Raw genomic sequence first — 11108 nt, 5'->3', positions numbered from 1 at the left:
AATCGCTGGGTAAATACAACTTCGAACACAGGCCTCGGCCGGGGTTCGGGGAAATCAAGCGCAAGGCCGGAACACTCGGCTACTCGCAGATCGCACAAGCAGGCTGGCAGCCATGGGGGTCATGGGTCGCCACCTGTACGAGAGATAAGGCTCGTCACAAAGACGCCCGGCACCGCAACGTGCCGGGCGTTCTTGTATTTGGCACGTGTTGGCGTCAACGTCGCAACATGAGCATCTATCTGGAGGCCGTGCATGTCGGCCGTGTCACACGCCACCCGGAAGCGGGACGCACCGCCTTCGTGAAATCGGCGGTGGCCGGGCCGGTCGCGGTCTCCGTGCTCGGGCTGGCCGGCGATGCGCAGGGGGACAAGCGCGTCCACGGCGGGCCGGAAATGGCCGTCTACAGCTATCCAGCCGATCATTATCCGGCCTGGGCCGAAGACCTGCCCGAGCATCGTGATCGGTTCGTGCCGGGCGGGATGGCCGAGAATCTGGCTGTCCGCGGCGTCGATGAGCATGGCATCTGCATCGGCGATGTCATCGGCATCGGCAGCACCGTCCTGCAGGTCTCGCAGCTGCGGGAGCCGTGCAACACGCTGGCGCGCGTCATAGGAACACCGAAAGTGGTGCGGATGATGGTGCGCAGCGGCCGTTGCGGCTGGTACAGCCGGGTCATCGAGGAAGGCCATGTCGAGGCCGGCGATGCGCACCGGCTGCTCGACCGGCCGAATCCGGACTGGAGCGTCTACCGGTTCAGCCGATTCGCCGCCGGCGAGGCGATGGAGGCGGCGGCACTGGCCGAGCTGGCGGCACTGCCGGGGCTGGCGCCGGCATGGCAGCTCAAGGCTGGGCGCGTGCTTGCAGCCCTTTCGACGCGGCGCGTGCGCGCCTGACATCGCGCACCGCCTTCCACTCGAGCCAGAAGATCACCATGATCCCGAGCAGGAACGGGATGAAGGTGTAGATCAGCCGGAACAGCGCTATCGCCGCCAGCACGCCGGCCTTGTCGGCGCCCGGCATCAGCGACACCACCACCAGCTCGAACACCCCGAGCCCGCCCGGCGCATGACTGAGCGCGCCGACGACCATGGCGACGGCATAGATGGTGAGAAAGGTCAGCAGGTCCGGCGTGCCGGCCACCGGCAGCAGCAGCAGGTAGAGCGCGCCGCCGGCGAAGGCGAGATCGACGGCGCCGATGGCGATCTGCAGCAGCGTCTCGCGGCCATCGGGGATGGTGAAGGTATAGCGCCAGACGCGGAACTGGCGGCGCCACAGCCAGGCCAGCACCAGATACGCCAGCGTGCCACCGAGCAGCGCCGCGCCGGTCCAGCGCTCCAGCCCCTCGGGCACGATATCCCGGAACGGTACCGAAAGGTGCGGCGACACCAGCAGCCCCAGCCCGGCGACAAAGACGATGCCGAGCCAGAAGGTCCAGCCGCAAAGCAGGATGATCATGGCGATGTCGGCCGGCTTGACGCCGGCGCGGGTATAGATCCGGTAGCGCACGGTACCGCCGGTCAGCACGGTGACGCCGAGCGTGTGGCTCATGGTGAAGCTGGCAAAACTGGCGGCGGCGAGCGTCGGCCAGGGGATCTGGTAGCCGAGATGGCGGGTGGCCAGCCAGTCATAGCCGATGAGGACGACATAGGAGATGGCCGCCGAGACGGCGGCGGCGACGATCAGGTGCGCGGGCGTCGCCTTCACCTCGGCGACGATGTCGGCCATCGTCACCTGGCCGGCGATCTTGTTCAGCCCCCAGGCGGCCAGCGCCAGTACCACCAGCCCGAGCAGCACGCCGAACCACTGGCCCCACGCGACGCGGGGCCGCGGCGTGGCCCCAGCCGCCGCCTCGATGGCGACCGCCTGGTCGCGCTTGCTGATCGCCGGCTGAATACTGTCTGACAGACGCAACATCCTTATCGAACAACCGGTGGGCCCGGAGGGATTCGAACCCCCGACCTAGCCGTTATGAGCGGCCAGCTCTAACCGCTGAGCTACAGGCCCGGACCGGTATCCTGCATCGCCTAGCCCATCCACATGGGGGGCTGCAACTGCGGCGCCGCCTGCCGGGCGCGCAGCGACAGCGCCGCCCTATTGCAGGCGGCGACGGCCTGCGGCAATGATCGTGGATGACCCGTGAAACCCTTGTCTTTCGCCTCGGCTCGATGGTCGCCTTCACGGCGTCCGGCTGCCTCGCTGCCTGGGCGATCGTCGATGCCCGGTATCTGGTGCCGCTGCTGGTCGCGACGCTGGTGAGCTTCGTCATCGGCCTCGCCCTGGCGCGGCGGGCGAGCAAGGCGCTCTACAAGAGCTAGATGATATCGACATTCAGCCGAAGTGGTCGTGCAGTAACAAGAGACGTCCGGCGGTAACGAGATGCCTCCGGCGGCTGGGGCCGCAGGCCCCAGACCCCGATAATCCGGCCTTCGCAAGGCGACGGCAGACGGTCCTGTGGGATTAACCCGATAATTGGGGTCTGGGGCCTGCGGCCCCAGCCGCCGGAGGCCCTTATCTTGCCGCCGGAGGCCTTATCTCTTGCCCAGGGCCGCGACCTAACCCGCGCGTCGGTAGACCCGACGGCCAGCGAGCCAGGTCTCCAGCACCTGCACCGGGGCGGTCTGGGTGGTGGCGAGCGGATCACGGTCCAGGATGATGAAATCGCCCCAATAGCCGGGTGCGAGAATGCCGGCCCGGGTTTCGGCATGGCCGGCACGCGCCGCGAGGCGGGTGAACATGTCGAGCCCGGCCAGCGGCTTGTCCTTGACGGCTGACGTCGCCGCCGGGATCGCGGCCAGCACGGTGGCGGCACCGCCGGTGCCGCCGGCGACGATCGCCCCGGTGTCGGCGAGCTTCGCCCAGCCGGCCAGCGCGGCGGCGCGGCGGGCACCGAGCACCGCCGCCTCGGCCGGTTGCGCCGGCAAAACCGGCGCGACTACGGCGACAACGCCGAGCCGATTGAAGCGATCGATCTCATCGGCGCCGAGCAGCCGCACCACCGACACCCGGTGCCGCTGCAGCGCGCGCTGGGCATCGGGTACCGCCCCCAGGGCCGACAGGGCTGCGCCGAGGGCTGCATCGCCGTGCGCCTCGATGTCGACCTGGAACCCCTGCATCGAGGCCGCCAGCACCTGCCGCCGCAGCCGCCCTTCCTCGATCAGCGGCTGGCCGCGCCGGCCGGGGCTGTCGGCATAATCGGCCTTCAGCCAGGCCTGATGGTCGGCGATGTCGCCGTCCAGCGTGAGGGTCATCGACCGGGCGGCGAGCATGTCGCGCTTGTCCCAGTCGATCGGCTTGTCCGCTGCGATCGCCGCAAGCTGCTGCGGGCCGTCGGCCATGGCATGGACGCGCAGCGGCAGCCGCCGACGGTCACGCTGGCGCTTGAGCCAGGTCCAGCTTTCCGCCGTCGTGCCGGCATCATGGACCATGGTGACCCCGGCGGCCGAGGCCGCGGCCACCGCCGCTGCCCAGGCGCGCTCGCGGCCGCGCCGGTCCGGGGTGGTCGCCGCCGCCGTCAGCCGGCCATGGGCATCGACCAGCCCCGGCAGCAGCGTGCGGCCGCCCATGTCCCGGTGCCTGCCGCGCGGCAGCGGCGCGCCGGCCGGCAGCAGCGCCTTCACCCGGCCGTCATTGTCGAGCACGAGGCTGGCGAACCGCTGAAGTTCGCCGTCGACGCCGAGCGTATAGCCATTGGCGTTGACGATGATCTGGTCGGCGGCTGCCGGCGCTGCCGCCACCAGCGCCACCACCATCGCCGCCGCTCGCAGCATGCGCATTGCCGTCCCCCTCATCCCGTACAGGCGATGACGTCGATCTCGACCATCAGTTCGGGCAGCGCCAGGCTCTTCACCTCGACGATGGTGTCCGCCGGCCAGGGCGGGCTGAAATAGCGCCGCCGCGCCTCGACGATGGCCGGGAAATTGCCCATGTCGGTCAGGTAGATGGTGACCTTGACGATGCGGCTGCGGTCGCTGCCGCCGGCGGCCAGCACCCGGTCGATGTTGGCGAAGGTCTGGGCCAGCTGGGCCTGGAAATCACCGGGGCCGATAATGGCGCCGTTCTCGTCGATGGCGGCCTGGCCCGAAAGGAACAGCAAATTGCCGACCTGCCAGCCGGGCGCGATGGCATAGGCATCGAGCGGGTCCGGGTCCATCCTGATCACTTTTGCGGTCATCGTCATTCTCTCCCCGATTTTGATCCCAGGCGGCGGATCAGCGAGGAGGTGTCCCCGCGCCCACCGCCCATGGCCTGCAATTCCTCGTAGAAGCCGTCGACCATATTGGTCAGCGGCAGGTCGAGCCCCATCCGCCCGGCCTCGGCCAGCACCATGCCGAGATCCTTGCGCATCCAGTCGACGGCGAAGCCGAAATCGAAGCGGCCTTCGAGCATCGTGCCGCTGCGGTTCTCCATCTGCCAGCTCCCCGCCGCCCCCTTGGTAATCACCGCCAGCACCTGCGCCATGTCAAGCCCCGCGTCGCGGCCGAAGGCCAGCGCCTCGGCCAGCCCCTGCACCACACCGGCGATGGCGATCTGGTTGACCATCTTGGCCAGCTGGCCATGGCCGGCGGGACCGATATGGCCGATGGTCCGGCCATAGGCGGCCATCACCGGCTGGCCCTGGGTAAAGGCCTCCGGGCTGCCGCCGCACATGATCGACAGGATGCCCACTTCGGCGCCGGCCTGCCCGCCCGAGACCGGCGCATCGAGGCAGCGCAGGCTGCGCGCCGCCGCCTCGCCCTCCAGCTGTCGCGCCAGCGTGGCCGAAGCCGTGGTATGATCGATGAACAGCGCGCCGGCCGTCATCGCCGGAAAGGCGCCGTCGGCGCCGACGGTGACGGCCAGCACATCGGCATCGGCGCCGACACAGGCGGCGACGACATCGGCGTCGGTGGCCGCATCGGCGGGGGTGGTGGCCAGCCGGCCGCCATGCGCGGTGACGAACGCCTCGGCCCGTGCGGTGGTGCGGTTCCACACCGCCACCTCATGGCCGGCGGCGATCAGGTGCCGCGCCATCGGCCCGCCCATCACGCCGAGCCCGAGAAATGCCACGCGCGCCATCCGAATCCTCCCCTAAACCCCGTTTGCACCGTGCAGACACAGGCGCTAAGGCCCCTACATGTCACAAAGCCAGCCTGCCAAGGCCCCGCCCGTCCTGCCCATCAGCCGCGCCGATGTCGAGCGGGCAGCGGCGGCGATCGGCGGAAATATCGTCCAGACGCCCTGTTTGCGGAGCGAGACGCTTTCCGCGCTGACCGGCGCGGACGTCTGGCTGAAGTTCGAAAACCTCCAGTTCACAGCCGCTTACAAGGAGCGCGGGGCGCTCAACAAGCTGCTCAGCCTGACCGAGGAGGAGCGCCAGCGCGGCGTGATTGCGGCCTCCGCCGGCAACCATGCCCAGGGGCTGGCCTATCATGCCAAGCGGCTCGGCATCCCCGCCACCATCGTCATGCCGCGATTCACGCCGATCGTGAAGGTGCAGCAGACCGAGGGCCACGGCGCCCATGTCGTGCTGCACGGCGAGAAGTTCGAGGAAGCCTCGGACCATGCGCACATGCTGGCGGCCAAGCGCGGCTTCGTCTTCGTCCATCCCTTCGACGACCCGCTGGTGATGGCCGGCCAGGGCAGCGTCGGCCTGGAGATGCTGGCGGCCGTCCCCGAGCTCGACACGCTGGTGATCCCGATCGGCGGCGGCGGGCTGATCTCCGGCATCGCCACCTATGCCAAGGCGGTCAACCCGGCGATCGAGGTGATCGGCGTGCAGGCCGAGTTATACCCGTCCATGCACGCGCTGATGAACGGCCAGGATGCGATCTGCGACGGCGACACGCTGGCCGAAGGCATTGCCGTGAAGACGCCGGGCGTGCTGACGGCGCAAGTGGTGCGAGCGCTGGTCGACGACATCGTGCTGGTCGGCGAGCGGGACCTCGAGCATGCGGTGTCGCTGCTGCTGACCATCGAGAAGACCGTCGTCGAGGGCGCCGGCGCGGCCGGGCTGGCGGCGCTGCTGGCGCATCCGCGGCGGTTCCGCGGCTGCAAGGTCGGGCTGGTGCTGTGCGGCGGCAACATCGACACGCGGCTGCTGGCCAATGTGCTGCTGCGCGAGCTGGCGCGCGCCGGGCGGCTGGCGCGACTGCGCATCCGCCTGAAGGACCGGCCGGGCCAGCTGTTCGAGGTGGCGCGGATCTTCGACCAGCAGCAGGTCAACATCCTCGAAGTCTATCACCAGCGGGTGTTCACCAACCTGCCGGCCAAGGGCCTGATCGCCGACATCGAGTGCGAGACGCGGGACCGCGACCATCTCGACCGGCTGGTCGAGGCGCTGCGGGCAGCGGCCTATGATGTGCGGATGATCGAGACAGGCTGAAAATTCTGGTCCAGGCCTGATTTAACCATGATTTTCCCTATGGTCGCGCGGGCTGCTGCCGCTCTAGAGTGAAGGCATGAACCATCAGGCGAGGGGACGCGATTCATGACCGATCAGGCGTTTCGCTTTCCTCGCTTCTTCGTCACCGCACCGGCGCCCTGCCCTTACCTGCCGGGCCGCACCGAGCGGAAGGTGTTCGCCGAGCTGAAGGGGCATGATGCGGGCGAGATGAACGAGGCGCTGGGGCGGATCGGTTTCCGGCGCAGCCAGAATGTCGTTTACCGGCCGAACTGCGATTTCTGCCAGGCCTGTGTGTCGCTGCGCGTGCTGGCGCAGCGGTTCCGCCCGTCGCGCAGCCAGCAGCGGCTGGCGCGGCGCAATGCCGATCTGGAGATCCACGCCTGCGAGCCGTGGTCGACCGACGAGCAATGGCAGCTGCTGCGCCGCTACCTGGCGCACCGCCACCCCAATGGCGGCATGGCCAGCATGGACAGCGGCGACTTTGCCGACATGGTCGAGCAGTCGCCGGTCGATACGGTGGTCGTCGAGTATCGCGAGCCGTCGGTCGATGGCCGGCCCGGCAAGCTGGTCGGCGCCTGCCTCACCGACAAATTGTCGGACGGGCTGTCGATGATCTACAGCTTTTACGATACCGGGCCGGAGGCGCGCGCCGGGCTGGGCAGCTACATCATCCTCGATCACATCACCCGCGCCGGCGCGGCCGGGCTGCCGCATGTCTATCTCGGCTACTGGATCGAGGGCTGCGACCGGATGAATTACAAGACCCGCTACCAGCCGGCCGAGATATTGCTCTCCGGCCAGTGGCAGCCGATGGCGCCGCCGGTGCCCGAGGCCTCAGCCGAGCGCCTCGCGCATCAGGGCGGCGGTTGACGGGTCGGCGCCGGCCAGCCCGCCGCCGAGCACGGCATTCGCCAGCTCCTTGCCCAGTTCGACACCCCATTGATCGAACGGATTGATGCCCATCAGCACGGCAGCAGCGAAGGTTCGGTGCTCGTAAAAGGCCAGCAGCGCGCCGAGCGTGCGCGGATCGAGACTGTCGAGCAGGATCGTGGCCGACGGGCGGTTGCCGGGGAAGGTGCGGGCACCGGCCAGCGCCGCGTCGCCACCGGCCAGCGACAGCGCCGTCGCCGCGTCCCGCCCCTGCATCAGCGCCGCGCCCTGCGCCAGGCAATTGGCCAGCAGCTGGCGGTGATGGGCGCCGTCCAGGCCATGGCCCGGAGTGCGCACGGCGACGAACTCGACCGGGCCGGGCACGGTGCCCTGGTGGAGCAGCTGGAACACCGCATGCTGGGCGTCGGTGCCGGTGCCGCCCCAGGTCACCGGCGCGGTCGGGCGTGTGATGGGCTGGCCGTCGCGGTCGACGCGCTTGCCGTTGCTCTCCATCTCGAGCTGCTGGAGGAACATCGGCAGCAGCCGCAGCCGCTCGTCATAGGCGAAGACGCCGCGCACCGCCTGGCCGCCGAAGCGATGCGCCCAGACATCGGCCATCGCCGCCAGCACCGGCATGTTGGCCTCGAACGGCGCATCAAGGAAATGCCGATCCATCGCCGCCGCACCTTCCAGCAGGTCCGCCCAGGCCTGCCAGCCGGCGCGCAGCACAAAGCCCAGCCCCACCGCCGTCCACAGCGAATAGCGGCCGCCAACGGTATCGGGGAAATCGAGGACATGGCCGGCGCCCCAGTCCCGCGCCCGCTCAGGCGCCGCGGTGACCGCCACCGTCCGCGCCGCCAGGTCGGTGACGCCGGCGGCCTTCATCCAGGCCAGTGCGCTGCCGGCATTGGTCATCGTCTCGGCGGTGGTGAAGGTCTTGGAGGCGACGAGCAGCAGCGTCTGCGCCGGGTCGCAGCCCGCCATCGCCCGGCTCAGCGCCTCGCCGTCGATATTGGAGACCACCAGCACCTCGGGGCCATCGGCGTCCCGCCCCAGCGCATCGAGCAGCAGCGCCGGCCCCAGGGCCGAGCCGCCGATGCCGACATGGAGGACATGGCGGATCGGCTCACCGCGCAAGGTCTCGGCCAGTGTGCGCATCGCCTCGCCGCGCGCCTCGGCCTCGGCGACCAGCGGCGCCGGGCCGGTGCCGCGCGTCGCCATGTGCGTGGCTGCCCGGCCCTCGCTCGGATTGACGACATCGCCGGCGACCAGTCTCTCCCGCCAGCCGGCGAGGTCCGCCGCCTCGGCGAGCGCGCCGAAGCCGGCCATCACGTCGGGATCGATGTCCAGCCGGGACAGATCGAAGCGGATGCCGGCAACCCGGTGGCTGTAGCGCGCCAGCCGCCCCGGATCGGTCTCGAATCGCGTACGCAACAGGCCGCGGGAGCCCCGCGCCAGCACGTCCAGCCGTTCCTCGATTTCTGCAATTGTTTCTGCCATATGGGCACAATGACTGAATCAGCGGCCAAGGCCAAGGGCCTGTCACCCAGGATGGTGACCGACAGCGACGCCCGCACCGCCCACCAGCAACGGACCCAGCGACTGCGGGAACGGCTGGCCCGGCTGGCGCGGCTGGCGATGGTCGCCGGGATTGCGGCCCTGGTGCTGCGCGGGCTGGTCTATGAGCCGTACAGCATCCCGTCGCAGTCGATGCAGCCGGCATTGCAGCGCGGCGACACCATCTTCGTGGCCAAATGGCCCTATGGCTTCGGCCGCCATGCGCTGCCGCTGGCGCCCTCCTTCGTGACCGGAAGGCTGTTCGCGCAGCTGCCCGATCGCGGCGACCTGATCGTCTTCAAGACCCCGCGCGATCACCGCACCGATATCGTCAAGCGGGTCATCGGCCTGCCCGGGGACCGGGTGGCAATGCATGACGGGCGGCTGATCCTCAACGGCCGGCTGGTGCCGCGCAGCGATGACGCCGCCGAGACGCTGCCAAACGGACGGCGCGTGGCGATCCTCGATACCGGGCCGGATAGCCCGGATTTCGGCCCGGCACTTGTGCCGGACAATCATCTGTTCGTGCTCGGCGACCATCGCGGCGCCTCGGCCGACAGCCGCTGGTCGGTCGCCGAGGGCGGCGTCGACATGGTGCCGTTCAGCCATGTCGTCGGCCGCGCCGACTTCATCCTGTTCTCGGTCGGCGAGGCCGGGCTGGACTGGCAGCGCCTGGGGAAGCGGCTTTGACGAGCCCGGACGGCCGGCTGGCCGATTCCCGCATCCAGCAATGGGCGGAGGCGCGGCTCGGCCATCGCTTCGCCGATCCCGGGCTGGTCCGCCGCGCGCTGACCCACAGCAGCGCCGCCAGCGGCGCGGCCAGCTACCAGCGGCTGGAATTCCTCGGCGACCGGGTGCTCGGCTGTGCCATCGCGGCGATGCTCTATGGCCGGCATGACGAGGCCGAGGGCCGGCTGACGGCGCGGCTGCATGCGCTGGTGGAAGGCCCGGCCAATGCCGAGGTCGCCCGCCATCTCGGCGTGCCCGAGCTGATGATCATGGAGCATAATGCCCGCGCCAAGGGGCTGCACCTCAGCGACAATGTGCTCGGCGATGTTGCCGAGGCGCTGGTCGCGGCGCTGTATCTCGATGCCGGCTGGGAAGCCGCCGATGCCTTTGTCCAGCGCGAATGGGGGCGGCTGGCCGCCGAAGGCCGGCAGTTGCTCGCCGACCCCAAATCCCGCCTGCAGGAATGGGCGCTGAAGCGCCGGCGCGGCATGCCGAGCTATGTCGTGCTCGACCGGCAGGGCCCCGACCATGCCCCGCGCTTCACCATCGAGGCCCGCGTCCGCGGCGAAGCCCCGTCCCAGGGCGAAGGCCCCAGCAAGCAGGAGGCCGAAAAGGCCGCCGCCCTCTCCCTCCTCGAAAGTCTGCCCCAATGACCGAGTCCTCACCCGTGCCGCCCAGCGGCACCATCGATCCCGTCCCGCGCTGCGGCACCATCGCCATCGTCGGCGCGCCGAACGCCGGCAAGTCGACGCTGGTCAACGCCATCGTCGGCCAGAAGGTCGCCATCGTCTCGGCCAAGGTGCAGACCACGCGCACCAGGCTGATCGGCATCGCCACCGAGGGCGCCGCTCAGCTGCTGCTCGTCGACACGCCCGGCATCTTCACCAAGACCCACCGCCGGCTCGACCGCGCCATGGTCAAGGCCGCCTGGGACGGCACCCAGGATGCCGATGTCATCGCCATGGTGATCGACGCCAAGACCGGGCTGAAGGACGAGCCGCGCGCCATCCTCGAGGCGCTGGCGCCGCGCCGCGAGCCGCGCATCCTGATCCTCAACAAGGTCGACATCACCGCCAAGCCGAAGCTGCTGGCGCTGGCCGCCGGCGCCAACGACCTCTGCAGCTTCGAGGAGACCTATTTCATCGCCGCCCAGACCGGCGACGGCGTGCCCGAGCTGAAGGCCGCGCTCGCCACCCGGATGCCCGAAAGCCCCTGGCACTATCCCGAAGACCAGCTCTCCGACACCACCAGCCGGCTGATGGCCGCCGAGATCACCCGCGAGCAGCTCTATCACCAGCTCCACGCCGAGCTGCCCTATGCCAGCACCGTCGAAACCGAGAAATGGGAGGAGCGCCGCGACGGCTCGGTGGTCATCCACCAGCAGATCCTGATCGAGCGCGAGAGCCAGCGCGTCATCATCCTCGGCAAGGGCGGCGTGCGCATCAAGGACATCGGCGCCACGGCGCGCGCCAACATCACCGAACTGCTGGGCCGCTAGGTCCATCTGTTCCTCCACGTCAAGGTCAAGGAAGACTGGGCCGAGGACCGCGCCGTCTATCGCGACAGCGGG

General features: G+C 69.6%; 11 protein-coding genes, 1 tRNA gene and 1 pseudogene. 7 read left to right on the top strand and 6 right to left on the bottom strand.

Annotated features, from left to right (window positions below):
- Positions 1-227 precede the first annotated feature (227 nt).
- Positions 228-893, top strand: coding sequence for an MOSC domain-containing protein (locus ACTIFJ_RS13800; protein ID WP_439534691.1), 666 nt, complete (start codon positions 228-230; stop codon positions 891-893).
- On the opposite strand, the gene ACTIFJ_RS13795 is transcribed toward ACTIFJ_RS13800, so the two are convergent.
- Positions 841-1914, bottom strand: coding sequence for a lysylphosphatidylglycerol synthase domain-containing protein (locus ACTIFJ_RS13795; RefSeq protein WP_439534690.1), 1074 nt, complete (start codon positions 1912-1914; stop codon positions 841-843). The two genes, ACTIFJ_RS13800 and ACTIFJ_RS13795, sit on opposite strands and share 53 nt — an antisense overlap.
- A 17-nt stretch (positions 1915-1931) precedes the next feature.
- Positions 1932-2004: transfer RNA gene (locus tag ACTIFJ_RS13790), tRNA-Ile, on the bottom strand.
- A gap of 125 nt (positions 2005-2129) precedes the next feature.
- Here ACTIFJ_RS13790 and ACTIFJ_RS13785 point away from each other — a divergent pair.
- Positions 2130-2315, top strand: a complete 186-nt coding sequence (locus ACTIFJ_RS13785; protein WP_439534689.1) for a hypothetical protein — start codon at positions 2130-2132, stop codon at positions 2313-2315.
- Positions 2316-2552: 237 nt separating this feature from the next.
- Here ACTIFJ_RS13785 and ACTIFJ_RS13780 read toward each other — a convergent pair whose 3' ends face one another.
- Genes ACTIFJ_RS13780 through ACTIFJ_RS13770 form a run of 3 tightly spaced genes read right to left on the bottom strand, consistent with a single transcriptional unit; the run spans position 2553 to position 5055 of the window.
- Positions 2553-3773, bottom strand: a complete 1221-nt coding sequence (locus ACTIFJ_RS13780) for an amidohydrolase family protein (RefSeq protein ID WP_439534688.1) — start codon at positions 3771-3773, stop codon at positions 2553-2555.
- Positions 3774-3784: 11 nt separating this feature from the next.
- A complete protein-coding gene (locus ACTIFJ_RS13775; protein ID WP_439534687.1) occupies positions 3785-4171 on the bottom strand; it encodes a RidA family protein in 387 nt (128 codons plus the stop codon).
- Positions 4172-4173: 2 nt separating this feature from the next.
- Positions 4174-5055, bottom strand: a complete 882-nt coding sequence (locus ACTIFJ_RS13770) for an NAD(P)-dependent oxidoreductase (RefSeq protein WP_439534686.1) — start codon at positions 5053-5055, stop codon at positions 4174-4176.
- 58 nt (positions 5056-5113) lie between these two features.
- On the opposite strand from ACTIFJ_RS13770, the gene ACTIFJ_RS13765 reads away from it, so the two are divergent.
- Positions 5114-6361, top strand: coding sequence for a threonine ammonia-lyase (locus ACTIFJ_RS13765; protein ID WP_439534685.1), 1248 nt, complete (start codon positions 5114-5116; stop codon positions 6359-6361).
- A gap of 105 nt (positions 6362-6466) precedes the next feature.
- Positions 6467-7252 (top strand): arginyltransferase, encoded by a 786-nt coding sequence (locus tag ACTIFJ_RS13760; RefSeq protein ID WP_439534684.1) that lies wholly within the window; start codon positions 6467-6469, stop codon positions 7250-7252.
- Here the strand turns inward: ACTIFJ_RS13760 and pgi are convergent.
- On the bottom strand, positions 7217-8752 hold the full coding sequence (gene pgi, locus ACTIFJ_RS13755) for a glucose-6-phosphate isomerase (RefSeq protein WP_439534683.1): 1536 nt from the start codon (positions 8750-8752) through the stop codon (positions 7217-7219). The two genes, ACTIFJ_RS13760 and pgi, sit on opposite strands and share 36 nt — an antisense overlap.
- A gap of 9 nt (positions 8753-8761) precedes the next feature.
- Between pgi and lepB the strand changes: the two genes are divergently transcribed.
- The 3 genes and pseudogenes from lepB to era all read left to right on the top strand — a co-directional run.
- Positions 8762-9499 (top strand): signal peptidase I, encoded by a 738-nt coding sequence (lepB, locus tag ACTIFJ_RS13750; protein ID WP_439534682.1) that lies wholly within the window; start codon positions 8762-8764, stop codon positions 9497-9499.
- Positions 9496-10191: a ribonuclease III gene (rnc, locus tag ACTIFJ_RS13745; protein ID WP_439534681.1), complete on the top strand. Its 696-nt coding sequence runs from the start codon at positions 9496-9498 to the stop codon at positions 10189-10191. Before lepB ends, rnc begins: the two co-directional genes overlap by 4 nt.
- Positions 10188-11108, top strand: a pseudogene (gene era / locus ACTIFJ_RS13740) (GTPase Era); the annotation flags it as partial. The gene rnc and the pseudogene era, both read left to right, overlap by 4 nt.

The sequence above is a fragment of the Polymorphobacter sp. genome (genome assembly GCF_051860865.1).
Taxonomy (GTDB): domain Bacteria; phylum Pseudomonadota; class Alphaproteobacteria; order Sphingomonadales; family Sphingomonadaceae; genus Sandarakinorhabdus.
The sequence above is the reverse complement of the archived record's forward strand: the minus strand, read 5'-3'. Positions and strand labels throughout refer to the sequence as shown.

Excerpts from the sequence above, each read along its gene's own strand:
- ACTIFJ_RS13800 (WP_439534691.1), top strand. The coding sequence starts at position 228 with ATGAGCATCTATCTGGAGGCCGTGCATGTCGGCCGTGTCACACGCCAC.
- ACTIFJ_RS13795 (WP_439534690.1), bottom strand. The coding sequence starts at position 1,914 with ATGTTGCGTCTGTCAGACAGTATTCAGCCGGCGATCAGCAAGCGCGAC.
- ACTIFJ_RS13785 (WP_439534689.1), top strand. The coding sequence starts at position 2,130 with ATGACCCGTGAAACCCTTGTCTTTCGCCTCGGCTCGATGGTCGCCTTC.
- ACTIFJ_RS13780 (WP_439534688.1), bottom strand. The coding sequence starts at position 3,773 with ATGCGCATGCTGCGAGCGGCGGCGATGGTGGTGGCGCTGGTGGCGGCA.
- ACTIFJ_RS13775 (WP_439534687.1), bottom strand. The coding sequence starts at position 4,171 with ATGACCGCAAAAGTGATCAGGATGGACCCGGACCCGCTCGATGCCTAT.
- ACTIFJ_RS13770 (WP_439534686.1), bottom strand. The coding sequence starts at position 5,055 with ATGGCGCGCGTGGCATTTCTCGGGCTCGGCGTGATGGGCGGGCCGATG.
- ACTIFJ_RS13765 (WP_439534685.1), top strand. The coding sequence starts at position 5,114 with ATGTCACAAAGCCAGCCTGCCAAGGCCCCGCCCGTCCTGCCCATCAGC.
- ACTIFJ_RS13760 (WP_439534684.1), top strand. The coding sequence starts at position 6,467 with ATGACCGATCAGGCGTTTCGCTTTCCTCGCTTCTTCGTCACCGCACCG.
- pgi (WP_439534683.1), bottom strand. The coding sequence starts at position 8,752 with ATGGCAGAAACAATTGCAGAAATCGAGGAACGGCTGGACGTGCTGGCG.
- lepB (WP_439534682.1), top strand. The coding sequence starts at position 8,762 with ATGACTGAATCAGCGGCCAAGGCCAAGGGCCTGTCACCCAGGATGGTG.